We start from the raw sequence: 24,293 nt of genomic DNA, 5'->3' as shown, positions 1-24,293 counted from the left end.
CTGTGCGTTCGCAGGGGGCGCACAACCAGGGGTTACTCGATGAGGAGTGCTGTGAGTTCGCATTCGGCTGTGGTCGATGAGGTGGAAATCTCGCCGGCCCATGCGGGGAACGGTGTTCCTGTCACGTTTTTCGACCGATTTATCGGTGTGATCCGGAATTTTCGTCGTAATAGTTCCGAGATCGCCCTGCCCGTGAAGGTGCGGGAAACGCAGTACGCCGCGCTGGCCACAACGGGATTCGCGTTCATGCAGGGCCTGCTGGCGATTCCGGACGGCCTGGACGGTGTGCTGGGGAGCACCGGCCATTTCCTCGCCGCCTGGCTGACCGGCGGCGTGGCACTGCTTTTCGGGCTGCGCGCATCGTGGGTATGGGTGGCCGCGCTGGGAGTGGCCAGCCTGCAGGCATTTTTCGGTGTGTTCACGCTGGTCTCGGCTGAAATGCCCACCGGGGTAAGCCCGTTCGGTGTGCTGATCGGCGTCATGGCCTCGGGCATCGTGCTCGCGCTGCTGCTGCGTCGCGACTGCTACAACTGGTTTGTCGCCGCCTGAGCGTCGGTTGCCGCCCGCGCACAGCCTGGGCGGCAACCGATCTCGCTACTTCAGGGTGCGGCCCAGCGCCCGGCCGGCGGCCCGGCCGGAGAAGATACAGCCGCCCAGGAATGTGCCCTCCAGGGCGTTGTAGCCGTGTACACCGCCGCCACCGAAGCCGGCGACCTCACCGGCCGCGTACAGGCCCGCGAAGGCGGTGCCGTCCGGGCGCATCACCTGCGAGTCGAGGTTGGTCTGCAAGCCGCCCAGGGTCTTTCGGGTGAGGATATTGAGCCGGACCGCGATGAGCGGGCCGTGCGCAGGATCCAGGATCTTGTGCGGGGTCGCGACGCGGCCCAGCTTGTCACCGAGGTAGCGCCGCGCATTGCCGATGGCCATGAGCTGGCCGTCCTTGCTGAACTTGTGCTCGGTATCGCGATCGCGGGCGACCACCTGGCGCTCGATATCGGCGAAGTCCAGATGCGGCCCGCGGGAGATCTTGTTCATGCCCGCGACAAGATCCGCGAGCGTGTCGGCGACCACGAAGTCGACGCCGTGCTTCTTGAACGCCTCCACCGGGCCCGGTGCGCCCTTGGCGACCCGGCTCTTGAGCGTGAGTTTCAGGTCCTTGCCGGTGATATCGGGGTTCTGCTCCGATCCGGAGAGCGCGAACTCCTTCTCGATGATCGACTGATCCAGAATGAACCACGAGTAGTCGTAGCCGGTGGACAGGATCTGCTTCATCGTCGCATTGGTGTCGAAACCCGGGAAACACGGTGCGGGCATGCGCTTTCCATTGGCGTCGAACCACAGTGAGGACGGCCCCGGAATGATGCGGATGGCGTGATCGGGCCAGACCGGATTCCAGTTGTGGATGCCTTCGGTGTAGTGCCACATGCGATCTCGGTTCACGATGCGCCCGCCGGCGGCCTCGGTGATGCCGAGCATGCGACCGTCCACATGGGCGGGCACACCCGAAATCATGTGCTCGGGGCAGGGTCCCAGCCGATCCGTCGGCCAGTTGGCGCGGATCAGATCGTGATTGTGGCCGATGCCGCCGGAGGTGACGATGACCGCCTGGGCGGCAATCTCGAACTCGCTCACGATATTCCGGGACGAGGCCACGCCGCGTTCGGCTTCGGAGGGCTCGAGCACGCTGCCGCGCACGCCGGTCACGACCTCATCGGTGACCACGAGTTCGTCGACGCGGTGCCGGAAGGCGAATCCGACCTGCCCGCGCTTCTCGGCGGCGAGCACCGGCTCCAGGAAGACCCGCACCACCTCCGGCCCGGTGCCCCAGGTGAGGTGGAAGCGCGGTACCGAATTGCCGTGGCCGTCGGCGAACTCACCGCCGCGTTCGGCCCAGCCGACCAGCGGCGTCACCCGGAGCCCGAGATCGTACAGGTACTGCCGCTTCTCCCCGGCGGCGAATTCGACATAGGCCTTGGCCCACTGCCGCCCCCAGTGGTCCTCGTCCTCGCGGTCGAAGCCGGCCGAGCCGAGCCAGTCCTGCATGGCCAGCTCCAGGGAGTCCTTCACCCCCAGCCGCCGCTGCTCGGGACTGTCCACGAAGAACAGGCCGCCCAGCGACCAGAACGCCTGCCCGCCCAGGTTGGCCCGGTTCTCCTGATCCACCACCAGCACCCGGCGACCCGCCTTGACCAGTTCGTGCGTGGCGACGAGACCGGCCAGACCGGCGCCGACGACGATGACATCCGGGTTCTCGATCATGCCCATTCCCTAGGTTTGTAGAAACTCGATACACGACTGTATCGAACTTGTCTGTCGGTCGGACATGGCATGGTCTGAGTGTGCCGATTTCTCCGAGCGGGATCCCGACCCTGACCGTCGCTGCGGCGCGTCGCACCGCCCTGGCCGCCCAGGGGTTCGCCGCGGCCCGGCCCAGCGCTCCGGCGACGCGGCGGACGGTGTGGAAGGCACTGGAGAGCACGAAGCTATTGCAGCTCGATTCGGTGTCGGCGGTGGTGCGTGCGCACTACGCGCCGGTCTTCAGCCGGATCGGCGCGTACGACACCGCGCTGTTGGACGAGGCGGCCTGGAGCGATACCGCGCGCCGTCCACGCAAGCTGGTCGAGTACTGGGCGCACGAGGCGGCATTGATTCCGGTGCAGGATTGGGCGCTCATGCGCTGGCGCATGGTGGAGTACCGGCACGGTCGCTGGAACGGTATGCGTCAAGTGGCGCAACGCAATCCGGGGCTGGCCGATGATGTCAAGGGTGTGCTGAAGGAGTTCGGCGCGAGCACCGCCGGGGAGATCGAGCGCCATCTGGAGCTGGATCGTCCGCGGTCCAAGGATCATTGGGGCTGGAACTACAGCGATACCAAGGTGGTGTGCGAGGCGCTGTTCGCGGCGGGGGAGGTCTCCGCACCCAAACGGGTTGGCTTCCAACGGCATTACGACCTGTCCGAGCGTGTCATTCCGCCCGCGGTGTACGCCCGCGAGGTCGACGAGGCCGACGCCGTCCGGGAACTGGTCCGCCGGGCCGCGGCAGCGCACGGCATCGGCACCGAGACCGATCTGCGCGACTACTACCGGCTGAACCGCCGCCAGACCGAACCCGCCATCGCGGATCTGCTCGACGCGGGTGAGCTCACGCAGGTCGCCGTGGCGGGCTGGGACAAACCGGCCTATCTGCATACCGAGGCGCGCACCCCGCGCAGCATCAGCGGTGCCGCTCTGCTCTGCCCCTTCGATCCGCTGATCTTCTTCCGCTCCCGCACCGAGCGCCTCTTCGATTTCCACTACCGCATCGAGATCTACACGCCGGAACACAAACGCGTGCACGGCTATTACGTCTTCCCGTTCCTGCTCGACGGTGAGCTGGTGGGCCGGGTCGACCTACGCGCGGATCGCAATTCCGGGGTGCTGCGGGTGCCCGGCGCCTTCGCCGAACCCGGCCACAACAATGCCCGGGTGGTGGCGGAACTTGCTGGGGCGCTGCGGGAAATGGCCGATTGGCTCGCGCTGGACACCTTCGAGGTGGGGGAGCGCGGCGATCTCGCCCCCGCGCTGAGGCGCGAGCTGAGCTCGCGCCTGCGCGTCTAACCGGGATGCTTCGTCAGAACGGGCCGTCGGTGTAGGCGTTGAGCACAATGCCCTTGCGGCCGTCGCCGGTGCACTCGATGGTCATGGGCATGAGCGGGCGCGGCGAGTCGCCCACGATGTAGGTCGGGGCCTGCTGACCGTTGCCGACCTGCCGTGTGCCCAGGCACTGCACCACGGCGGCGTACCAGTGGCCGTCGGCGGGACAGGTGTAGGTCGCGGTATCCAGCGTGCGGTCGATGCGGCAGGCCTCCTCGGCCTGCGAGGCCGGGGCGGCAACGGTGACCAGGGCCGCGGCTCCGAGACCCAGGGCCGAGCCGACCGCGAGCGATCGGCGGTAAGGACGGTTCATCTTCAACTCTCTCCTTGTTCGTGGATAGATCGTCCGATGACAGTGCGGCCCCCATAGTGACCTCATACGCCGCTCCGACGTGGGAGTACACGCGGCACGGACTCGCGGTGTCTACGCAATGAGCAGCTGCCGCGGCGCGGCGGCGGTCCCGGCGCACACCAGCGGGGTCGATGTGTGCACGAGGTAGTCCCCGGAGACGAAGGTCGACGCATCCTCCGATTCCGCGGCGGCCGGCATGGACACGGCCACCAGCGCGGCGGCCGCCATGGTCACTGCGGCTCCGATCGCAAGCCACCGGCGGCGAAGGCGAAGGCGGATCATGTCAGTGCTCCCTCTGTCGGTTGATCTTGTCGGTACCTTCGTCACCGCGCGCCTCCCGGATGCGCTCCCCGGCGCGCCGTCGATCCCGGCCGTGTCGCAAGGAGATTCCCGTCGCGCGCCGTCGGAGTGAGCCGGTGCTGCCGGGCTGTCGGAGGGGCTGGTTAACCTGTGGGCGTGGCAGATCCCGCGACGTACCGGCCCGCGCCGGGGACGATTCCCGTTGAACCCGGTGTGTACAAGTTCCGTGATGTGCACAGCCGGGTCATCTACGTCGGTAAGGCGAAAAGTCTGCGCAGCAGGCTGAACTCGTATTTCGCGGATGTGTACTCGCTGCATCCGCGCACGCGCCAGATGGTGACCACGGCGGCCAGCGTGGAGTGGACCGTGGTGTCCACCGAGGTGGAGGCGCTGCAGCTCGAGTACAACTGGATCAAGGAGTTCGATCCGCGCTTCAATGTGCGCTACCGCGACGACAAGTCGTATCCGGTGCTGGCGGTCAGCCTCAATGAGGAGTACCCGCGGGTGTTCGTCTACCGGGGCGCCCGCAAGAAGGGCGTCCGGTACTTCGGGCCGTACGCGCATGCCTGGGCCATTCGCGAGACGCTGGATCTGCTGCTGCGGGTGTTCCCGGTGCGCACCTGCTCCGCGGGAGTCTTCAAGCGGCACAACCAGATCGGCCGCCCCTGTCTGCTCGGGTACATCGACAAATGTTCCGCGCCGTGTGTCGGCCGGGTGAATGCCGACGAGCATCGGCAGATTGTCGAGGACTTCTGCGACTTCCTCTCCGGTAAGACCGACCGGTTGGTCAAAGAGCTGGAGCGGAAGATGCATTCCGCCTCCGAGGAACTCGAATTCGAGACCGCCGCCCGGCTGCGCGATGACGTCCAGGCGCTGCGCCGGGCGCTGGAGAAGCAGGCGGTGGTGCTGGGCACCGGTACCGATGCCGATGTGGTCGAGTTCGCGATCGACGAATTAGAGGTCGCGGTGCAGATCTTCCACGTCCGCGACGGCCGGGTGCGCGGTCAGCGCGGCTGGGTGGTCGACAAATCCGGTGACGCCATCGACGAGATCGACTCCGGCGGCGAGCTGCCGGTCCTGGTCGAGCAGTTCCTCACCCAGTTCTACGGTGAGCAGTCCACCCTCGCGGCACAGGCCGGTGACGAACAGCCCGGCGCCGTAGTCCCGCGCGAGGTGCTGGTGCCGGCGCTGCCCCGCGATGCCGAGCAGGTGCAGCAGTGGCTGACCGGTATCCGCGGCTCCGCCGTGCAGCTGCGGGTGCCCCAGCGTGGTGACAAGAAGGCCCTCGCCGAGACTGTCCAGCGCAATGCGCAGGAGTCGCTGCAACAGCACAAGCTAAGGCGCGCAGGCGATCTCACCGCCCGCTCGGCGGCGCTGCAGGGTATTCAGGACGCGCTCGATCTGGACAGCGCGCCGCTGCGCATCGAATGTGTGGATATCAGCCATGTGCAGGGCACCGATGTGGTGGCCTCGCTGGTGGTGTTCGAGGACGGTCTGGCGCGCAAGTCCGAGTACCGGCACTACGCCATCAAGGAGGCCGCCGGTGACGGCCGCTCCGATGATGTGGCCAGCATTGCCGAGGTGACCCGGCGGCGCTTCGGCAAATTGCGCCGCGATCTGGACGCGGCCGAGGCCGCTGATCTGGCCGCGCTCGAATCCGGTTCGGACCCAATGGAATCGGGCCTTCCGGGCATAGACCCGAAGACGGGCAAACCGCGCCGCTTCGCCTATCCGCCCAACCTCTACGTGGTCGACGGCGGCGCACCGCAGGTGAATGCCGCCGCCGAGGTCCTCGACGAACTCGGTATCACCGATGTCGCGGTCATCGGCCTGGCCAAGCGTCTGGAGGAGGTCTGGGTGCCCAATGAGCCGGATCCGGTGATCATGCCCCGCACCAGCGAATCGCTCTACCTGCTGCAGCGCGTGCGTGACGAGGCGCACCGCTTCGCCATCACCTTCCATCGCAGCAAGCGCTCCCGCCGCATGACCGCCTCGGCACTGGACGCCGTTCCCGGGCTGGGCACGGCCCGCAAGACCGCTCTGGTCACGCACTTCGGGTCCGTCGCGAAGCTGAAGGAGGCTACGGTGGAGCAGATCACCGAGGTCCCGGGCATCGGGGTGGCCACGGCGAAGGCGGTGCTGGCCGCCTTGCGCACGGAGTAGGTCATACTTCGGCGCCCGCGCGACACGCCGATGGCATGTTGCGCGACACGCCGTCTGTGCAGGTGGAGCGACAGAATTACAGCTGTGTCTCTCCTCGTGCGTGCGCCTGCGATGTTTTGGGTTATCGGTGCAGGATGATCGAGGGAACCCCAGACACGAACCCGGTAGGACATGACGCGCGTCGAAGCCAGTAGTAAGAACCTCGGACAGCCACAACAGGTCGAGGTGGTCATCGTCACCGGTTTGTCCGGGGCGGGTCGTGGTACCGCTGCCAAGGTGCTCGAAGATCTCGGCTACTACGTCGCCGATAATCTGCCGCCCGAGTTGATCGGCCGCATGGTCGAACTCGGGGACAGTGCCGACCCGCCGATTCGCAAGCTCGCCATGGTGATGGATGTGCGCAGCCGCTTCTTCACCGGAAATCTTTCGGCGGTCACCGAACAACTGCGCTCCGCGGGCGTGCGCACCCGCATTCTTTTCCTGGAGGCCTCCGACGATGTCCTGATTCGTCGATACGGGTTCGCGCGGCGGCGGCATCCGCTGCAGAGCGAGAGTGCCGACGGCACGCTGACCGCGGGTATCACCGCGGAACGCCGCCGTCTGGACTCGGTGAAGACCGCGGCCGATCTCGTGATCGACACCACCGCACTATCGATTCACCAACTGCACCGAAAGCTGGAAGAGGCGTATGGCGGAGATGCCAAGACCGCCTTGCAATTAACAATCCAATCGTTCGGTTTTAAGTATGGAGTACCACTGGACGCCGATATGGTGTTGGATTTGCGTTTCCTGCCCAATCCGCATTGGGTCCCGGAACTCCGCGAACAGACCGGACAGGATGCCGCGGTCAGTGAGTATGTGCTGTCGCGTCCGGGGGCCCAGGACTATCTGGGTACCGGCCGCCACCTCATCGACCTCACCACCGAGGGCTACCGCCAAGAGGGGAAGCGATACATGACCGTGGCAGTGGGCTGCACGGGCGGTAAACACCGCAGTGTGGCAATAGCGGAGGCACTGGGTGAGCTACTCGGTGCCGGCGCGAACCCCGGATCGGGGGACGTGATCCGCGTGGTCCATCGGGATTTGGGGCGAGAATGACTGCGCGCGAAACGAATCGGCATGCCAACCCCGCGATCGTGGCGCTGGGCGGCGGACACGGTCTGTACGCGACGCTGACGGCGGTGCGCCGGCTGACCCGCAAGATCACGGCGGTGGTGACGGTCGCCGATGACGGCGGTTCCTCCGGGCGACTGCGTTCCGAACTCGGCATGCTGCCGCCCGGCGACCTGCGCATGGCGCTGGCCGCCCTGGCCGAGGAGTCCGACGGCATCTGGGCGCGCACCCTGCAGCATCGCTTCGGCGGGACCGGAGCACTGGCCGGGCATTCGGTCGGCAATCTGATTCTGGCGGGCTTGACAGAGGAATTGGGCGACCCGGTGGCCGCGCTCGACGAGGCCGGGAAGATCCTCCGCATCACCGGCCGGGTGCTGCCGATGTCGCCCATCGCGCTGACCATCGAAGCGGATGTGGCGGGGCTCGAGGGTGACCCGCGCGTGAGCCGTTGTATCCGCGGTCAGGTCGCGGTCGCGACCACCCCGGGCAAGGTCCGCCGGGTGCGCCTGATTCCGTCCGATCCGCCCGCTTGCACGGAGGCTACCTCGGCAATCGAGCATGCGGACGTGGTGGTGCTGGGCCCCGGCAGCTGGTTCACGAGCGTCATCCCGCATGTGCTCGTGCCCGATTTGCACGAAGCGCTGTTGCACACCCGTGCCCGAAAAGTCCTGGTGCTCAACCTCGCTGCGGAACCGGGCGAAACGGCCGGATTCTCCGCGGAACGGCACCTGCATGTATTGTCCCAGCACGCACCGGATTTCACGGTGGACCATGTTTTGGTCGATTCAGGATCCGTACCCGAGGGTAGGGAACGCGAACATGTAGCAAGAGCTGCCGAACAGCTGCGAGCACGAGTAACCTTCGCTGATGTTGCCGAGGCCGGGACAGACCGGCACCACCCCGGAAAGCTTGCCGCCGCACTGGATCAGGTGATCCGGCAACCTCGGCCGGAATCAGCAGGTCTTCGAGTCGAAGGACGGCATATGGGCCAACATGTGCGCACCGGGTTGGGTGGAAAGGAGCGCGTCTCGTGGCGATGACAGCGGAAGTGAAGGACGAGCTGAGCCGGCTCACCATTTCACAGGTGAGCTCGCGCAAGGCGGAACTGTCCGCGCTACTGCGGTTCGCCGGTGGATTGCACATCGTCGGTGGTCGAGTGATCGTGGAAGCCGAAGTGGACATGGGTTCCATTGCGCGGCGCCTGCGTCGGGAGATCTTCGAGCTGTACGGCTACGGCTCCGATGTGCATGTCCTAGGCGCCGGCGGGCTCCGGAAAACCTCCCGGTACGTCGTACGGGTATCCAAGGAAGGCGAGGCGCTGGCGCGCCAGACCGGTTTGCTCGATGTGCGCGGTCGTCCCGTGCGGGGTCTGCCCGCACAGGTGGTCGGCGGCAGCATCGGTGATGCCGAAGCCGCTTGGCGCGGAGCGTTTCTCGCGCACGGCTCGCTCACCGAACCGGGCCGGTCTTCCGCGCTGGAGGTGAGTTGCCCCGGTCCGGAAGCCGCGCTCGCGCTTGTCGGCGCGGCCCGGCGCATGGGCATCTCGGCCAAAGCACGCGAAGTACGCGGAACAGACCGCGTGGTCGTGCGCGATGGTGAGGCCATCGGCGCCCTGCTCACTCGCATGGGTGCGCAGGACACCAGGCTCACGTGGGAGGAGCGGCGCATGCGCCGCGAGGTCCGCGCCACCGCGAACCGTCTCGCGAATTTCGATGACGCCAATCTGCGTCGCTCGGCCCGGGCCGCGGTAGCCGCCGCAGCCCGTGTGGAGCGCGCACTGGAGATACTGGCCGACGATGTGCCCGATCATTTGGCCGCCGCCGGCAAGTTGCGCGTCCTGCACCGTCAGGCGTCACTGGAGGAGCTCGGCCAGCTGGCCGATCCGCCCATGACGAAAGACGCTGTGGCAGGCCGCATTCGACGGCTGCTCTCGATGGCGGACCGGCGCGCAAAGGAATTGGGCGTACCGGACACCGAATCCGCCGTCACCGCGGAGCTGCTCGAAGAGGCGTGACCCGAACCAAGGCACCGCAACCCCCATGGGTTGCGGTGCCTTGGTGTAACTGGAAGCAAACCGACCGTCTCCGCCCCCACATGGGGCAGGGGTGTGTCTGTGACGTTTCCGTTACGGGTTTAGGGTGAGACAACAAGGGAAACGATCCGCTTGATAGCTGAGGAGCGATAACGTGACTGTCCGGGTAGGTATCAACGGCTTCGGTCGTATCGGACGCAACTTCTTCCGGGCCGTCGAAGCGCAGAAGGCGCTCGGCACCACCGACATCGAAATCGTCGCGGTCAACGACCTCACCGATACGAAGACGTTGGCGACCCTGCTGAAGTACGACTCCATCCTCGGCCGACTGCCGCAGGACGTCTCGGTCGACGGTGACTTCATCGTGGTGGGCGAGCAGCGCATCAAGGCGCTGGCGCTGCGCGAGGGTCCGGCGGCGCTGCCGTGGGGCGAGCTGGGCGTCGACGTGGTCGTCGAGTCGACCGGCATCTTCACCGATGCGACCAAGGCGAAGGGCCACATCGCGGCCGGCGCCAAGAAGGTCATCATCTCCGCGCCCGCCAAGGGCGAGGACATCACCATTGTGATGGGTGTCAACGATGACAAGTACGACGGCTCGCAGAACATCATCTCGAACGCCTCGTGCACCACGAACTGCCTGGGTCCGATTGCCAAGGTGCTCAATGACTCCTTCGGCATCGAGCGTGGTCTGATGACCACCATCCACGCGTACACCCAGGACCAGAACCTGCAGGACGCGCCGCACGCCGATCTGCGCCGTGCCCGCGCCGCCGCGCTGAACATCGTGCCCACCGGCACCGGTGCCGCCAAGGCCATCGGCCTGGTGCTTCCGGAGCTGCTCGGCAAGCTGAACGGTTATGCGCTGCGCGTGCCGGTTCCGACGGGTTCGCTCACCGACCTCACCGTGGATCTGGCCAAGACCGCGTCGGTCGATGAGATCAATGCCGCCATGAAGGCCGCCGCGGACGGCCCGATGAAGGGCATCCTGAAGTACAACACCGATCCGATCGTCTCTTCCGACATCGTGACCGACCCGCACTCCTCGATCTACGACGCCCCGCTGACCGTTGTCATCGACAACCAGGTCAAGGTCGCCTCGTGGTACGACAACGAGTGGGGCTACTCCAACCGCCTGGCCGACCTCATCGGTCTCGTCGGTAAGTCCCTGTAAGCGCGATGACGATCAAGACACTCCAGGATCTCCTGAGCGAGGGTGTCGAGGGCCGGGGCGTACTTGTGCGCTCCGACCTGAACGTTCCCCTCGACAACGGCACCATTACCGATCCGGGCCGCATCATCGCGTCGGCGCCGACCATCAAGGCGCTGGCCGAGGCCGGCGCGAAGGTGGTTGTCACCGCGCACCTGGGTCGCCCCAAAGGCGAACCGGACCCGAAGCTTTCGCTCGCTCCCGTAGCCGCGCGTCTCGCCGAGGAACTGGGCCGCAATGTCCAGCTCGCCGGTGATGTGGTCGGACAGGACGCGCTCGCGCGTTCCGAGGGCCTCACCGACGGTGATGTGCTGCTGCTGGAGAACATTCGCTTCGATCCGCGCGAGACCAGCAAGGACGATGCGCAGCGGGCCAAGCTGGCCGCCGCGCTGGTCGAGCTGGTCGGCGATGACGGCGCGTTCGTCTCCGACGGTTTCGGTGTGGTGCACCGCAAGCAGGCGTCGGTCTTCGATGTGGCGAAGTTGCTGCCGCACTACGCGGGTGGGCTCGTCGCGGCCGAGACCGAGGTGCTGAAGAAGCTCACCGAGCAGTCCGAGCGGCCGTACGCGGTGGTGCTGGGCGGTTCCAAGGTCTCCGACAAGCTGGCGGTCATCGAGGCGCTCGCGCCGAAGGTCGACACGCTGGTCATCGGCGGCGGCATGTGCTTCACCTTCCTTGCGGCGCAGGGTCTTTCGGTTGGCGGCTCGCTGCTGCAGGCCGAGATGATCGATACCTGCAAGGATCTGCTCGACAAGTACGCCGACGTGATCCATCTGCCGCGCGACATCGTGGTGGCGGACAAGTTCGCCGCGGATGCCGAGTCGAAGGTGGTGCCCGCCAACGAGATTCCGGACGGCTGGATGGGTCTGGACATCGGCCCCGAGTCGACGGCTCGCTTCGGCGCGCTGCTGACCGAGGCCAAGACGGTGTTCTGGAACGGGCCCATGGGCGTGTTCGAGTTCGAGCAGTTCGCCGCCGGTACCCGCGGTGTTGCCGAGGCGATCGTGGTCGCCACCGGCAAGGGCGCGTTCACGGTGGTCGGCGGCGGCGATTCGGCCGCGGCCGTGCGCTCGCTGGGTCTGCCGGACGACGGGTTCTCGCACATCTCCACCGGTGGCGGCGCGTCGCTGGAATACCTGGAGGGCAAAGAACTCCCGGGCATCTCCGTCTTGGAGGACTGAACATGGCACGTAAGCCTTTGATCGCCGGCAACTGGAAGATGAACCTCAATCACCTCGAGGCCATCTCCCTGGTGCAGAAGATCGCGTTCGCCCTGCCCGAGAAGTACTTCGCGAAGGTCGATGTCACGGTGATCCCGCCGTTCACCGATCTGCGCAGCGTGCAGACCCTCATCGAGGGCGATCGTCTCCTGCTCACCTATGGCGCGCAGGATGTTTCGACGCACGACGAGGGCGCCTACACCGGCGAGATCAGCGGTTCCATGCTGGCCAAGCTGGGGTGCAGCTATGTGGTGGTCGGCCACTCGGAGCGTCGCCAGTACCACCTGGAGGACGACGCCACCGTGCTGGCGAAAGCCAAGCAGGCGTTGAAGTTCGGCATTACGCCGATCGTCTGCATCGGTGAGGGTCTCGGCGTCCGTGAGTCCAAGACCCACGTCGCCTACAACCTCGAACAGCTCCGCGGCTCCCTCAAGGGCCTGACCGCCGAGGAAATCTCCAAGGTCGTCATCGCCTACGAGCCCGTCTGGGCCATCGGCACCGGCAAGGTCGCCACCCCCGACAACGCCCAGGAAGTCTGCGGCGCCATCCGCAAGGAACTCGCCGACCTGGCGAATCCCGAAGTGGCAGCAGGCGTCCGCGTCCTCTACGGCGGCTCCGTCAACGCCAAGAACGTCGGCGAACTCGTCGGCCAAACCGACATCGACGGCGCCCTCGTCGGCGGCGCCTCCCTGAAGGGCGACGAATTCGCCACCCTCTCAGCCATCGCCGCCGGCGGCCCCCTGCCGTAACCGTCTCCACCCTCGAAAGGGCCGGACATCCACTCGGATGCCCGGCCCTTTCGCATCGTTCCGCGCAACACCGCCGGGCGGCGTACCTTCGAATCTGTGTCCAGTGACCGGAATCCGCTTGTCTCGTTGCCATTTGCGATCGTGCGCGAGGGATATGACCGGGATCAGGTTCTGAATTACTTCGATCGGTGCAATGCGGAATTGCGGTTTGTGGCCGCAGATCGTGATGCTGCGGCTGCGGAGGTGACGAGCTTGGCGGAGCGGCTGCGGGATGTGCAGGCTGCGCTGGAGTCTGTGGTGGCAGAGCGGGACAGGGCGGTTGCTCAGGTACGGGAGTTGACCGCGCGGCTCGGGGGGAACGAGGCGGGTCCCGGCACCGAGCAGTGAAGTTCGGCCGGATGGCAATTACGTATAACTGGGTGCCTGTCGATATCGGCTGGAAGGCCACTGCGGCTGTGCGGACCCAGCTCGCTTGGCCGCCGCGATCAGGGCTGGGGGTCGGCGGGTTGCGCTAGCTGGGCGTTCATGGCTGCGCGCAGGTCGGTGACGAAGTTTTCGAATTGGCGCAGTTGGTCGGGGGAGTACTTGTCGATGGCGGCTTCCACGCGTTTGCCGAGGGGGCTGAAGAATTCGTCGGCGAGGGTTTGGACGTGGGAGCTGCTGCGGAGGGTGATGATGCGGCGGTCGTCGTGTTCGCGGGTGCGGACGATGTGACCGGCCTGTTCGAGGCGGTTCAGCAGGGCGGTGGTTGCGCTGTTGGACAGGGCGATTCGTTCGCTGAGCCGGGCGGGGGACAGGGTGGTGCCGCGTTCCTCGGCGGTGAGGATTTCGATGAGGGCCTCGGCGTCGGTGGCGTGCAGGCCCAGCCAGGCGGCGAAGCGGCGGCTGAATTCGCGGTAGTTCGCACCGTAGGCGCGCAGGCCGTCCAGTAGGCGCTGCTGCTGCGCGCGGGGATCTGATACGGGCTGGTCCATCCGCCTCTGTCCGCCTTCCTTGGATCGGCCCGGCGCCGACTGCTCTGTTTGACAACCTAGCGTCCTTCAATCTACTTTGCTCATGGAATAGTTCCACCATGGAAATATTGGAGAGAATTAGTGAGCGAGGCGTCATCCGTCCGCCGTTGGCTCGGCTTGATCGCCATCGCCCTCGGCGTGGCATTGATCGTGGTCGACACCACGATCGTGAATGTGATCATCCCGTCGATCATCGAGGACCTGCACACGGGTTCGACTGAGGCGCAATGGATTCAGGAGTCCTACGCCATCGTTTTCGCGGCACTGCTGCTGGTGGTCGGCCGCATTGCCGATATCGTCGGGGCGCGCCGAATCTTCGTCGCCGGAGTGGTCGTCTTCGGCGTGACCAGCATCCTGGCCGGCCTGGCGCCCGGCGGCGGCCTGCTCGTGCTGGCCCGATTCCTGCAGGGCGCCGGCGCCGCCATGATCCTGCCGACCTCGCTGGCCCTGCTGAATGCCAATTTCACCGGCAAAGCCCGTGGTCAAGCCTTCGCGGTCTGGGGTTCCACCATCGGCGCGGCCGCCGCACTCGGCCCGCTGCTCGGCGGCTGGCTCGCCGAGCATGTCTCCTGGCGCTGGGCCTTCGGCATCAATGTGCCGCTGGCCGTGCTGATCGTGGTCGGCGTGCTGGCCTGCATCACGCCCTCGCCGCGCGTGCCCAGTCGCATCGATGTGCCCGGATCGCTCCTGTCGGTACTCGGCCTGGGACTACTCGCCTTCGGATTGGTGGAGGGCCGCACCTACGGCTGGATCGCCACCAACCATCCGCTGGGCATCGGCGGATTCACCTGGGCGAGTGGACCTTCCCCGGTTCTGGTCGCACTCATCCTGAGCGCGGCCTTCCTGGCCGGATTCCTCTGGCAGCAGGTACTGCTGCGCCGCGGCGGCCACCCGGACGGCGCTCTGATGGACCTGAGCCTGTTCGCCCTGCCTTCGTTCCGCAATGGCAATATCGCCACCCTGATCATCGGCCTCGGCGAATTCGGCATTGTCGCCGTACTGCCGCTGTGGCTGCAATTCACCCTCGGCTACAGTGCCGTGCAATCCGGCCTGGCCCTGGTCCCCGTCGCCATCGGCAGCTTCATCGCCAGCGGCGCCAGCTTCGGCATGGCCGGTAAGGCCTCACCGCTGAATATGGTCCGGCTCGGACTGGGTCTCGAGGTCGTCGGTCTGGCCGCGCTGGGATTCTTCGCCACCACCGGCAGTTCCTGGTGGTCACTCTCGCTCATCCTGTGCGTGTACGGCATCGGTGTGGGATTCGCGACCGCCCAGGTCACCAATGTGGTGCTCGCCGATATCCCGGAAAGCGACAGCGGTCAGGCCTCGGGCATTCAAAGCGCCTTCCGCCAACTGGGTTCCGCTCTCGGTATCGCCGTGCTGACCACGGTCTTCTTCACCACCCTGAGCTCCCAGGTCACCGATCACCTCACCGATAGCGGCGTATCCCGGGTCCAGGCCAGCGAGTACGCGCACACCATCACCGATACCGCAGGTGCGGCGATCGAAGGCTTTGCCGCGCAACCGCATACCGAAGCCATTGCCGAGGCCGGTCGCACCGCCATGACGAACGGCATCACTCTGGGTGGCTACCTGGCCGCGACATTCGTCCTGCTGGGACTACTGGCCACCGCACTGATTCCCCGGCAGCTCAGTTCACCCGAAGCAACGGTTGAGTCGAGCAGCGAAACGCACCACCAAAACTCCGTGACACCGTGAAATCGAGGTATTCGACGGTGATTCCACGCGCCTGCAACGCACTGCCGACCCGCTCGAACTCGGGATCCGTGAGGTAGGTGGAGGAGTCGATGGGCAGGCCGTTCGTCGCCATGGCGGCGGCCTCCTCCTCGGTGACCTCGATCTGTTCCCAATCCCGCAGTGGCGCAGGCAGACCCGCGGGCAGCCGGTCCGGGCAGGTGATGAGCAATCCTTCGCGGACCAGGCCGAGTGCGCAGTCCAGATGCAGGACGTGCGGTGGCATCGGCACCACCGTCACCGTGAAACCTTGGGGCCGAAGGTATTTGGCGAGCCATTCGCGCCCTGCGGGATTGGTGGCCATCCCCGATTCGCCCACGAACACGTGCTTGCCCAGCACCAGCACATCCCCGCCCTCCAAAAAAGGCCCGGCACCGTTCTTTTCGCCGGCCTCGGGCACCGCGGGGGACGGCAGCGCCACATATGCGGCCGCACTGGGCATTACCCGCTCCACCAGTAGCTCGCGGCTGGTCAACACTTCGTGCCGTCGATGCGGAAACTGCAACCCGCCCTCGATGACATGCTCGCCGACGGTGAACCACGGATCGCGCACAAAGAAGTTCGCGTACCCGGTGCTGCCGCCGGCCGCCTTCTCCGCCTCCGTCAGCAGTCGCGGCCGCAATACTTCAACCCCGTACCTGCCCAGCACCGCAGCGAGATTCTCCCGCTCCGCCTCCCACGCCGCCTGCTCTCGGGGGAACACCTCCCCGAAATCCTTCCCGGCTATGGACCGGATCTCGCCCCGCGCGCTCGCGGGAACCGGCGGCGTATGCCCCAGGGCCGCCACATCGTCCGGCGCGCGCACCTGCGACTGCGCCACGACCACAGTCCGCAGGGTCGCGAACTCGCTATCCACCCGGACCGATCCACCGCTGGACGCCATTCGGGCAACGTTAGCCACGTCCTGGGAAGGGCGCGGGCCGGACACGCCGATCCGGGCTGCCGGCAGCGCACACTCCCGCGAGGCGCGCAGCGGCACCACTCGCCTCCTGGCGTCATCGACCCGTTCACCGTCGTCGGAGCAAGTCCTGCCCACGCGGTAGTGCTGCGCGCAGCGCATTCTCAGGGTCGTTTGCCAGACTCGGGACCAGTGACGCGGTGCTCGGGAAGGATGTTGATGGGACGACGGATGAATCGGCGGTCGATGCTGGCGGTGGGAGCACTGGCCGGGCTGGTACCGGTGCTCGACGCGTGCGGCGGAAAGGGCAAGCACCCCAAGGCGGTCGCGCCGACGACGCCCGCACCCTTGACCGGCCCCGGCGCGGATATCGTCATGATCATCCGGCACGGTGAGAAGCCGGAGGGTTCCGGGAGTCCGTACGGAATCACGGCCGACGGTGACCACGATGCGGAGTCGCTGACCGTCCGTGGCTGGACCCGGGCGGGTGCGCTGATCGGCCTGTTCGATCCCCGTACCGCCGATGGCAAGCCGGCTGCCTTCCGACCGGGATTGTCCAGGCCCGCAACAATATTCGGCGCCGACCCGGGATCCGGCGGCAGCAAGCGGCCCGTCGAGACGGTGACCCCGCTGGCGGAGGCGCTCGGCCTGACGGTGGATCAGCGTTTCAAGAAGGGCCAGGAGGCACAGCTGGCCGCCGGACTCGCACACGCGACCGGCCCGGTCCTCCTCTCCTGGGAGCATGAGAATATCGGCGAGATCATCGCGCACCTGGGCCCGATCAGCCCGAATCCGCCTGCCTCCTGGCCCGGTTCGCGTTTCGACATGGTGTACGTCTTCACCCGCGCGGGCAATGGGTGGGCCTTCACCCAGGTGCCGCAGCTGCTCCTGTCCGGCGACGCGCCGACGCCGTTCGGCTGACATCACCCCGCAGCCCATTCCATGGGCCCACCGCCCGCAAAAGGCTTACCGTCTTTATATGTTCGGCATTATTCGGCCCTGCCGTCACCGGCTGGGTGAGGAACTCGGACGGGCTTGGCTGGCGCAGCTGTGCGGACTGTGTCTCGCGCTGCGCGACGATCACGGGCAGAGTGCCCGAATAGCAACAAATTACGACGGCTTGATCGTCTCCGCCCTGGTGGAGGCGCAATCGCCGACCCCGCCCACGCGCCGGGAGGCCGGTCCCTGTCCACTGCGCGGTATGCGGCGCGCCGATGTGGCGACCGGAGACTGCGTGCGGCTGGCCGCGACGGTCTCCCTGGTGCTCGCCGCCGCCAAGGTGCGCGACCACGCGGACGACCACGACGGGGTCGCCGGCACGGCCGGTATGCGGCCCGCCGCCCGCCGCATCGCGCAGCGGTGGGCCCGGCAGGGTGAATCCTCCGGTGCGGGCCTGGGTTTCGACACCGCTGTGCTGCTGACAGCCGTGGACCGGCAGACCGCGATCGAGGCGGCAGCCGGTCCGGGCACCTCGCTGCTCGAGGTGACCGAGCCGACCGAGACCGCGACCGCCGCGGCCTTCGGCCATACCGCGGTGCTGGCGGGCCGCCCGTCCAATGCGGAGCCGCTCGCCGAGGTCGGCCGGATGTTCGGCCGCATAGCGCATCTCGTGGACGCCGTCGAGGATCTGGGCGAGGATCTCGAACACGGTAAGTGGAATCCGCTGGCCGCCACCGGAACCGACGTCGCGGAGGCGTACCGGCTGTGCTCGGATGCCGTGCTCGGCATCGAATTAGCACTGGCGGAAGCGGAATTCGCCGACGGCCGGCTGATCCATCGCCTGCTGACCCATGAGCTACGCCGCTCGGTCCACCGCACCTTCGGCGCGGAGTCGGGCTGCACCAGCCACAGTGCGGCGCCCACAGTCGACAGTGCGCCGTCCACAGTCGAAAGTCGCTGGCGCCGCCGCAATCCCGGCGGCTACCCACCACCGCAGGGTTATTACCCGCCTCCCGGCTATCCGCCGCAGGGCTACTATCCGCCCCAGCGCCGCCGCGGCTTCTGCGTCCCCTTCTGCGAGGGCGTGGCCTGCTGCGAATGCTGCAACTGCACCGACGACTGCTGTTGCTGCTGCTGTGACGACAGCTGCTGCGACTGCTGAGCCGTCACGCCCGAATCAGCGTGCGGGGGAGCGGAATCAGCGCGCCCACCTGCTTCTGATACTCGCGGTACTGATCACCGAAGGTGGCGACGAGCATCTGATCCTCGACATGCACCCGCCACCCCAGCCACGCGGCGACGAAAACCAGCACCACCGTCTCGGACCCGAAACCGGCGACCAGGGTGAGACCGGCGATCGCGCCGAGAATCCCGGTGTAGATCGGATGGCGCACCAGCCGATACGGCCCGCCGGTGCGCAGCTCGTGATCCCGCTGGATCATCGGCCGCCCCGCCCACATGGTGCCCAGCGCCAGTCGCGCCCACACCATCAGGGCCGCACCGGCGATCACCAGTATCGAGCCCACATCGATCAGCGCCGCCGACTTCCAGGTGACCGAGTCCCACATGGTGTGCGGGAGCAGATCCAGCACCACGACCAGCACCGCCAGACCGAGGATCATCCACGGTTCGGGCAGCAGCGTGCGCAGGAAATGCCAGATCTTCCCCCGCAGATCGGTCTGCCGTACCGCCGCGAACCACACCGCGGTGCCGATCCAGACCAGTCCGACGATCGAAAAACTCCAGCCCGCGGCTGCCTGCAGGAAATCACTAACGACCATGAACCCAGCATGCCGCCGCACTACCGCCCGAACCACCACCCCGGGCGCAACCCGCCTCCACCCGTGGGTGGATTCCCGGCCCGGCCCGCAGAACACAACGGCGACCAGGAACTGATGGCGGCGACCACTCGCACAACGCCGCCACCATGTCCTGGTGATCTTGCAGAGTTACGAGGAGAGGGTGCTGGACCCGGAGCCGCCGGAGCCGCTGCCCAGGGAGCCGGTGCCGCCGGAGCCGGTACCGATCGTGGTGGTGGTTGTCAGCGTCCAGGTGCCGCAGCCAGCGGTGTAGAAGGCGATATCGCCGGGTTTGATCTCGACCTTGACATAGCCATTGATCGCGCCGCCACTCTGCAGGACCGCACTGAGGTCATCGGTGATCGCCGATAACCGCGCCCAGGCGCAGATGCTCGCCGCGGTCGTCGTGGTGTAGACGCCGGGCTGAATATCGATGCCGACCTTGAAGGTCGAATCCGAGCCCATACTGTCGGCAGCGGTGGCGGAGGCGGGTCCCGCCGCGCTCAGCAGGGCGACAGCGGTGAGCGCTACGCCATTGAGCCACAGGGTCTTACGCATGAATGCAGGTCCCGTCGAATATGTGAAATGAAAGTGTTTCGCAGGGTAGCGGGTAGCAGACGCCGCCGGAGCGATTCGGTACGAAAATCCGGACATCGCCGGGCGGATACCGGTCCGGAGGGCCATGATTGCCGGTGTGACAGGGGATTTCGTAGCCATACCGGATTGGTTTTCGCAACAGAATCAGGATTGTGGGATCGCCGTCGCCGATCTGAGCGGTGACGGAACCTCGGATGTCGTCGTGCTGATGGTGGACGACCCGGCCGGTCAGAACACGGGCAACTACCGGGTGGGCACCGCGCTGCGGGACGATGGCACGGTCTCCGCCTGGGGCCCTTGGCTTTCGGTGCCCGACTGGTGGGGCTGGGAGAATCAGGGCGCGGGCATCGCCCTCGCTGACCTGACCGGCGACGGCCGCCTCGATCTGGTGGTGTTCCTGGTCGACAATCCCGTCGGCCAGAATCAGGGCTACTACCGCGTCGGCCGAGCTCTCGCGGCCGATGGCACGGTCACCGGCGGTTGGACGCCGTGGCAACAGGTTCCGGACTGGTACGGCTGGGAGAACCAGGGCGCCGATATCTGCCTCACCCGGATCGACGGGCAGCACGTCATGGTCATGATGACGGTCGACAACCCGCCCGGGCAGAACTCCGGCCGATTCCGCCTGGCCAAGGGCCTCACCGCCGATGCCGCGGTCGCGGAATGGACTCCGTGGCTGGAGATTCCGGACTGGTGGGGCTGGGAGAACCAGGGCGCGGGCATGACCGTCGCCGATCTCGACGGTGACGGCCGCCCGGAGCTGATCGTCTTCGCGGTCGACCATCCCGACAATGGCAATGGTGGCGTCTACACCGTCGGCTGGGGCCTGGACGGCACCGGTCACTGCGTGGACGGCTGGAGCAGCTGGTCACACGTTCCGGACTGGCGCTTCTCCCAGAACCAGGGCGCGGCAATAGCTTTGCTGCCCACCACCGGGTCGGACCCGCAGCTGGTCGTGTGCACCATCGACCATCCGGACGGCGGCAATGCCGGATATCTGCGCGTGCTGGACCTGCAAACCGATCTGGCACAGGCCCCGACCGCCGGTGTCTGGCGAATCCTCGATTTCGGCACCGAGATCAATCCGGTGCATTCTGCCCTGCTGCACACCGGCGATGTGCTGTTCTTCGCGGGCTCGGGCAACGACCCGGATCGCGAGAACGCGCACGACTTCCGCACTCGCGTATGGCATTACCCGAATCCGGGTCTCGACGCGCCGGTCACGCCCATCGATATGTTCTGCTCGGGTCAGGCCTTCCTGCCCGACGGCCGCCTGCTCGCCGCCGGTGGCACCGCACAGTACGACCCCTTCTACGGCCTGCGTGATTCGCTGCTCTTCGATCCGGCCACGCTCACCTGGAACACGATGCCGGACATGACTTTCGGCCGCTGGTACCCGACCCTGGCGGCCTTGCCGACCGGTGCCGTGGTCGCGGTGTCCGGTCTGGGCACGGACGGATATCTCTCGGAGACACCGGAACTGTTCGATCCCGGCACCGAAACCTGGTCGCAGCTGCCGATTCCGGGGCCGATCCCCACCTACGGTCACCTGATCCTGCTCGCGGACGGGCGGCTCTTCTATACCGGTGGTCAATTCGGTGTCAACAACGGCATGCACCCCTCGATCTGGAACCCCGAGACGGGCGCTCTGACCCAGGTCGACGGCATGGTCGATCCGGAGTCGCGCAGTCAGTCCACCAGTGTGCTGCTGCCGCCCGCGCAGGCGCAGCGGGTCATGCTCCTGGGCGGCGGGAATGTCGATCCGCACGGTCCCGGTACCGCTTCGGCGGATACCCAGATCGTGGATCTGCGCGCCGCGACGCCCGTCTACAAGCCCGGACCCGCCATGGAATTCGCCCGCATGCATCTGAGCGCGGTACTGCTGCCGGACCGCACCGTGCTCGTGGCGGGCGGTTCCGGCATGGAGGAGATGGCCGATATGGTGCCGCCGCACGCCGAGCTCCTCGACGCCGGCGCGACCGCCTTCACTCCCACCGCACCGGAACGTGTTGCCCGGCTGTATCACTCGGTGGCACTGCTCATGCCCGACGGCAAGGTCCTCACCGCCGGCTCGAACCCGCTGCGCAAGACCGAGGAGCTGCGCATCGAAATGTTCTGGCCGCCCTACCTTTTCCGCGGCCCGCGCCCCGAACTGGAGCTGGCCACCGGAACCGCAGGCTACGGCGGCACCCTCACCGCCACCACGAACGGGACGCCGCGCGAGGCGAGCCTCATGCATCCCAGTTCGTGCACGCACTCCTGCGATAACAATCAGCGGCTGATCGATCTGCCGTTCACGGTCACCGCACCCGGCACGCTGAGCCTGACCATGCCGTCCGGTCCCGCCCTCGCACCGCCCGGCTGGTATCTCGTGGTTGTCGTGGATATGAACGGCATACCGTCGGCAGGCCGCTGGGTGCACCTGAGCGCCTGAATACTCTCTCCGCTGTGGTCGCTTGCCGCGTCGCTACCGGGCATGACGGGTGGCGACGCGATAGGTTCGGGGCCGCAGACGGAGGAGTGTGCCATGAACACCACGGAACCCCGGGTCGTGCCCTCGACTCATCTGATGGTCGGCCGGATGCCGGTCCGGACCGCGGTTGTCGTCGGCGCGCTCGGCGTCGTCTTCGGCGATATCGGCACCAGCCCGATCTACACCATTCAGACCGTCTTCAATCCCGGCGATCCGCACCCGATCCCGCTCGATTCCGCCAATGTCTACGGCGTGGTGTCGCTGATCTTCTGGTCGGTCATGGCGATCGTGACGTTGACCTACGTCACGCTGGTGATGCACGCCGACAATGACGGCGAGGGCGGCATCATGGCGCTGATCACGCTGCTGCGGCGCACGGGCGGCGGCAGCGGACGGACCGCCGCGCTACTGGCCGGGCTCGGAATCTTCGGCGCCGCACTGTTCTTCGGCGACAGCATGATCACCCCCGCCATCTCGGTGCTGTCCGCGGTGGAGGGCATGAAGGTGGTGCGGCCCGGGCTGGCGGACTTCGTGGTGCCGGTGACCGTGGTGATCATTCTGGTGCTGTTCATGGCGCAGCGCCTCGGCACCGCGGCGGTGGGCAAGCTGTTCGGGCCGGTGATGATCGCCTGGTTCACGGCGATCGGCGCCTGCGGTGTGGGCGGCATCGTCGATCATCCGCAGATCCTGAAGGCGCTGTCGCCGACCTATGCGCTCGGATTCATGTTCGGGCACTTCGGCATTGCCTTCTTCGCCCTGGCGGCGGTGGTCCTGTCGGTCACCGGCGCGGAGGCGCTGTATGCCGATATGGGCCATTTCGGCCGCCGGGCGATCACCCGCGGCTGGCTCGGGCTGGTATTGCCCGCGTGCACCCTGAGCTATCTCGGACAGGGCGCCCTGCTGCTCGGTGATCAGTCCGCGGTGAGCAGCCCGTTCTTCCTGCTCGCCCCCGGCTGGGCGCGCCTGCCGATGGTGCTGCTCGCGACGGCCGCCACGGTGATCGCCTCACAGGCGGTGATCACCGGCGCGTATTCGGTTGCGGCACAGGCGGCCCACCTCGGTTATCTGCCGCGACTGCGAGTGGAGCACACCTCGGAGTCGACCATCGGGCAGATCTACGTACCGTGGATCAACTGGGTGCTGATGGTCTCGGTGATCACCCTGGTCTTCGCCTTCCGCAGTTCGGCGGCGCTCGCCTTCGCGTTCGGTATGGCGGTGACCGCCACCATCACCATCACCACGCTGCTGTTCTTCTATATCGCCCGGACCCGGTGGGGCACCCCGCTGTGGCTGGTCGTCCTGGGCGCGGTTCCGCTGCTGGTGATCGATCTGCTGTTCCTGGCGGCCAATCTGACCAAGCTGGTGCACGGCGCCTGGCTGCCGCTGCTGATCGGCATCTCCACCTTCACCGCCATGACCACCTGGCGGCGCGGGCGCGAAATCGTCACTCGCGCAAGGGAGGAGAAGGAAGGCCCGCTGCCCGAGTTCATCGACGCACTGCACGAGAATCGATTGCCGGTCATCCGGATCCCCGGCACTGCGGTATTCCTCAGCCGCAGCAATGAGACCGCGCCCCTGGCGATGCGGGCCATTGTCGAGCACAATCGCGTGCTGGCCGAACACGTGGTGATCGTGTCCATCGTGACGCTGCCGGTCCCGCGCATTCCCGATTCCGAGCGCACCCAGATCGACGAGCTGGTCTACGCCGATGACGGAATCATCCATGTGACAGCGTCTTTCGGATATATGGAGAAGCCGAATATCCCCGGCACGCTGCGCACGCTCGATCCGGCGAAGACCGAGGGCCCGATCTCCGTCGACGACGCCTCCTACTTCCTGTCCAAGATCGAACTGAAGAAGGGCGACGCGCCGACCATGGCGGCCTGGCGCAAGAGCCTGTTCATCGCGACCTCGCACATCACCGCGGCCGCCGACGAATACTTCGGCCTCCCCGGCGAACGCACGGTGCTCATCGGTTCCCGAATCGAGGTGTAGGGCAACCGGGGATCCACCCGGATTCCACCCGCGGGTGGTGGGGCCGGGCCGCCGGATCG

General features: G+C 66.7%; 22 protein-coding genes. 15 read left to right on the top strand and 7 right to left on the bottom strand.

Annotation, left to right across the window (positions count from 1 at the left end; genetic code table 11):
- Nucleotides 1–51 precede the first annotated feature (51 nt).
- Nucleotides 52–549 (top strand): hypothetical protein, encoded by a 498-nt coding sequence (locus ABZX86_RS05100; RefSeq protein WP_355120196.1) that lies wholly within the window; start codon nucleotides 52–54, stop codon nucleotides 547–549.
- 45 nt (nucleotides 550–594) lie between these two features.
- On the opposite strand, the gene ABZX86_RS05095 is transcribed toward ABZX86_RS05100, so the two are convergent.
- Nucleotides 595–2,259: an FAD-binding dehydrogenase gene (locus ABZX86_RS05095; protein ID WP_355120195.1), complete on the bottom strand. Its 1,665-nt coding sequence runs from the start codon at nucleotides 2,257–2,259 to the stop codon at nucleotides 595–597.
- A 101-nt stretch (nucleotides 2,260–2,360) separates the two neighbouring features.
- Between ABZX86_RS05095 and ABZX86_RS05090 the strand changes: the two genes are divergently transcribed.
- Nucleotides 2,361–3,596, top strand: a complete 1,236-nt coding sequence (locus tag ABZX86_RS05090; RefSeq protein ID WP_355121264.1) for a crosslink repair DNA glycosylase YcaQ family protein — start codon at nucleotides 2,361–2,363, stop codon at nucleotides 3,594–3,596.
- A 13-nt stretch (nucleotides 3,597–3,609) separates the two neighbouring features.
- On the opposite strand, the gene ABZX86_RS05085 is transcribed toward ABZX86_RS05090, so the two are convergent.
- Nucleotides 3,610–3,945 (bottom strand): hypothetical protein, encoded by a 336-nt coding sequence (locus tag ABZX86_RS05085; protein ID WP_355120193.1) that lies wholly within the window; start codon nucleotides 3,943–3,945, stop codon nucleotides 3,610–3,612.
- A 111-nt stretch (nucleotides 3,946–4,056) separates the two neighbouring features.
- Nucleotides 4,057–4,266, bottom strand: coding sequence for a hypothetical protein (locus ABZX86_RS05080; protein ID WP_355120191.1), 210 nt, complete (start codon nucleotides 4,264–4,266; stop codon nucleotides 4,057–4,059).
- Between the two features lie 174 nt (nucleotides 4,267–4,440).
- Between ABZX86_RS05080 and uvrC the strand changes: the two genes are divergently transcribed.
- From uvrC to ABZX86_RS05040, 8 genes are all read left to right on the top strand, one after another.
- On the top strand, nucleotides 4,441–6,447 hold the full coding sequence (uvrC, locus tag ABZX86_RS05075; RefSeq protein ID WP_355120189.1) for an excinuclease ABC subunit UvrC: 2,007 nt from the start codon (nucleotides 4,441–4,443) through the stop codon (nucleotides 6,445–6,447).
- A 171-nt stretch (nucleotides 6,448–6,618) separates the two neighbouring features.
- Entirely contained in the window at nucleotides 6,619–7,545 is a 927-nt protein-coding gene (gene rapZ / locus ABZX86_RS05070) for an RNase adapter RapZ (RefSeq protein WP_327145706.1), read from the top strand.
- A complete protein-coding gene (gene yvcK / locus ABZX86_RS05065) occupies nucleotides 7,542–8,600 on the top strand; it encodes a uridine diphosphate-N-acetylglucosamine-binding protein YvcK (RefSeq protein ID WP_327145707.1) in 1,059 nt (352 codons plus the stop codon). The genes rapZ and yvcK overlap by 4 nt, the downstream gene beginning before the upstream one ends.
- Nucleotides 8,591–9,574: a DNA-binding protein WhiA gene (gene whiA, locus ABZX86_RS05060; RefSeq protein ID WP_067564519.1), complete on the top strand. Its 984-nt coding sequence runs from the start codon at nucleotides 8,591–8,593 to the stop codon at nucleotides 9,572–9,574. The genes yvcK and whiA overlap by 10 nt, the downstream gene beginning before the upstream one ends.
- A gap of 172 nt (nucleotides 9,575–9,746) precedes the next feature.
- Nucleotides 9,747–10,763: a type I glyceraldehyde-3-phosphate dehydrogenase gene (gene gap, locus ABZX86_RS05055; RefSeq protein ID WP_355120186.1), complete on the top strand. Its 1,017-nt coding sequence runs from the start codon at nucleotides 9,747–9,749 to the stop codon at nucleotides 10,761–10,763.
- 5 nt (nucleotides 10,764–10,768) lie between these two features.
- Nucleotides 10,769–11,980, top strand: a complete 1,212-nt coding sequence (locus tag ABZX86_RS05050) for a phosphoglycerate kinase (protein ID WP_355120184.1) — start codon at nucleotides 10,769–10,771, stop codon at nucleotides 11,978–11,980.
- A gap of 2 nt (nucleotides 11,981–11,982) precedes the next feature.
- Nucleotides 11,983–12,768 (top strand): triose-phosphate isomerase, encoded by a 786-nt coding sequence (gene tpiA / locus ABZX86_RS05045; RefSeq protein WP_355120182.1) that lies wholly within the window; start codon nucleotides 11,983–11,985, stop codon nucleotides 12,766–12,768.
- 96 nt (nucleotides 12,769–12,864) lie between these two features.
- A complete protein-coding gene (locus ABZX86_RS05040) occupies nucleotides 12,865–13,155 on the top strand; it encodes a hypothetical protein (protein WP_355120180.1) in 291 nt (96 codons plus the stop codon).
- A gap of 98 nt (nucleotides 13,156–13,253) precedes the next feature.
- Here the strand turns inward: ABZX86_RS05040 and ABZX86_RS05035 are convergent, their stop codons facing one another.
- Nucleotides 13,254–13,742, bottom strand: a complete 489-nt coding sequence (locus ABZX86_RS05035; protein WP_355120178.1) for a MarR family transcriptional regulator — start codon at nucleotides 13,740–13,742, stop codon at nucleotides 13,254–13,256.
- A 120-nt stretch (nucleotides 13,743–13,862) separates the two neighbouring features.
- On the opposite strand from ABZX86_RS05035, the gene ABZX86_RS05030 reads away from it, so the two are divergent.
- On the top strand, nucleotides 13,863–15,497 hold the full coding sequence (locus ABZX86_RS05030; RefSeq protein ID WP_355120176.1) for an MFS transporter: 1,635 nt from the start codon (nucleotides 13,863–13,865) through the stop codon (nucleotides 15,495–15,497).
- Here ABZX86_RS05030 and ABZX86_RS05025 read toward each other — a convergent pair.
- On the bottom strand, nucleotides 15,430–16,416 hold the full coding sequence (locus tag ABZX86_RS05025; RefSeq protein WP_355120174.1) for an amidinotransferase: 987 nt from the start codon (nucleotides 16,414–16,416) through the stop codon (nucleotides 15,430–15,432). The two genes, ABZX86_RS05030 and ABZX86_RS05025, sit on opposite strands and share 68 nt — an antisense overlap.
- A gap of 234 nt (nucleotides 16,417–16,650) precedes the next feature.
- On the opposite strand from ABZX86_RS05025, the gene ABZX86_RS05020 reads away from it, so the two are divergent.
- Together ABZX86_RS05020 and ABZX86_RS05015 are read left to right on the top strand one after the other, a co-directional pair.
- Nucleotides 16,651–17,352 (top strand): hypothetical protein, encoded by a 702-nt coding sequence (locus ABZX86_RS05020; RefSeq protein ID WP_355120172.1) that lies wholly within the window; start codon nucleotides 16,651–16,653, stop codon nucleotides 17,350–17,352.
- Nucleotides 17,353–17,410: 58 nt separating this feature from the next.
- On the top strand, nucleotides 17,411–18,532 hold the full coding sequence (locus ABZX86_RS05015) for a DUF5685 family protein (protein WP_355120170.1): 1,122 nt from the start codon (nucleotides 17,411–17,413) through the stop codon (nucleotides 18,530–18,532).
- 4 nt (nucleotides 18,533–18,536) lie between these two features.
- Here the strand turns inward: ABZX86_RS05015 and ABZX86_RS05010 are convergent, their stop codons facing one another.
- Both ABZX86_RS05010 and ABZX86_RS05005 read right to left on the bottom strand, forming a co-directional pair.
- Nucleotides 18,537–19,151 carry an isoprenylcysteine carboxylmethyltransferase family protein gene (locus ABZX86_RS05010; protein WP_355120168.1) on the bottom strand — a complete coding sequence of 205 codons (615 nt, stop codon included), beginning with the start codon at nucleotides 19,149–19,151 and terminating at the stop codon, nucleotides 18,537–18,539.
- Nucleotides 19,152–19,319: 168 nt separating this feature from the next.
- Nucleotides 19,320–19,727, bottom strand: coding sequence for a hypothetical protein (locus ABZX86_RS05005; RefSeq protein ID WP_355120166.1), 408 nt, complete (start codon nucleotides 19,725–19,727; stop codon nucleotides 19,320–19,322).
- A gap of 136 nt (nucleotides 19,728–19,863) precedes the next feature.
- Between ABZX86_RS05005 and ABZX86_RS05000 the strand changes: the two genes are divergently transcribed.
- Both ABZX86_RS05000 and ABZX86_RS04995 read left to right on the top strand, forming a co-directional pair.
- Nucleotides 19,864–22,200, top strand: coding sequence for a galactose oxidase-like domain-containing protein (locus ABZX86_RS05000; RefSeq protein WP_355120164.1), 2,337 nt, complete (start codon nucleotides 19,864–19,866; stop codon nucleotides 22,198–22,200).
- A 135-nt stretch (nucleotides 22,201–22,335) separates the two neighbouring features.
- The gene (locus ABZX86_RS04995; RefSeq protein ID WP_355121262.1) at nucleotides 22,336–24,234 is read left to right on the top strand and encodes a KUP/HAK/KT family potassium transporter; all 1,899 of its coding nucleotides are present in this window, start codon (nucleotides 22,336–22,338) and stop codon (nucleotides 24,232–24,234) included.
- Nucleotides 24,235–24,293 lie beyond the last annotated feature (59 nt).

The sequence above is a fragment of the Nocardia sp. NPDC006630 genome, assembly GCF_040611495.1.
Lineage (GTDB): Bacteria > Actinomycetota > Actinomycetes > Mycobacteriales > Mycobacteriaceae > Nocardia.
The sequence above is the reverse complement of the archived record's forward strand: the minus strand, read 5'-3'. Positions and strand labels throughout refer to the sequence as shown.

Excerpts from the sequence above, each read along its gene's own strand:
- ABZX86_RS05035 (WP_355120178.1), bottom strand. The coding sequence starts at position 13,742 with ATGGACCAGCCCGTATCAGATCCCCGCGCGCAGCAGCAGCGCCTACTG.
- rapZ (WP_327145706.1), top strand. The coding sequence starts at position 6,619 with ATGACGCGCGTCGAAGCCAGTAGTAAGAACCTCGGACAGCCACAACAG.
- ABZX86_RS05015 (WP_355120170.1), top strand. The coding sequence starts at position 17,411 with ATGTTCGGCATTATTCGGCCCTGCCGTCACCGGCTGGGTGAGGAACTC.
- ABZX86_RS05005 (WP_355120166.1), bottom strand. The coding sequence starts at position 19,727 with ATGCGTAAGACCCTGTGGCTCAATGGCGTAGCGCTCACCGCTGTCGCC.
- ABZX86_RS04995 (WP_355121262.1), top strand. The coding sequence starts at position 22,336 with ATGGTCGGCCGGATGCCGGTCCGGACCGCGGTTGTCGTCGGCGCGCTC.
- ABZX86_RS05010 (WP_355120168.1), bottom strand. The coding sequence starts at position 19,151 with ATGGTCGTTAGTGATTTCCTGCAGGCAGCCGCGGGCTGGAGTTTTTCG.
- ABZX86_RS05080 (WP_355120191.1), bottom strand. The coding sequence starts at position 4,266 with ATGATCCGCCTTCGCCTTCGCCGCCGGTGGCTTGCGATCGGAGCCGCA.
- ABZX86_RS05050 (WP_355120184.1), top strand. The coding sequence starts at position 10,769 with ATGACGATCAAGACACTCCAGGATCTCCTGAGCGAGGGTGTCGAGGGC.
- ABZX86_RS05095 (WP_355120195.1), bottom strand. The coding sequence starts at position 2,259 with ATGATCGAGAACCCGGATGTCATCGTCGTCGGCGCCGGTCTGGCCGGT.
- ABZX86_RS05025 (WP_355120174.1), bottom strand. The coding sequence starts at position 16,416 with ATGGCGTCCAGCGGTGGATCGGTCCGGGTGGATAGCGAGTTCGCGACC.
- ABZX86_RS05020 (WP_355120172.1), top strand. The coding sequence starts at position 16,651 with ATGGGACGACGGATGAATCGGCGGTCGATGCTGGCGGTGGGAGCACTG.
- tpiA (WP_355120182.1), top strand. The coding sequence starts at position 11,983 with ATGGCACGTAAGCCTTTGATCGCCGGCAACTGGAAGATGAACCTCAAT.
- ABZX86_RS05085 (WP_355120193.1), bottom strand. The coding sequence starts at position 3,945 with ATGAACCGTCCTTACCGCCGATCGCTCGCGGTCGGCTCGGCCCTGGGT.
- yvcK (WP_327145707.1), top strand. The coding sequence starts at position 7,542 with ATGACTGCGCGCGAAACGAATCGGCATGCCAACCCCGCGATCGTGGCG.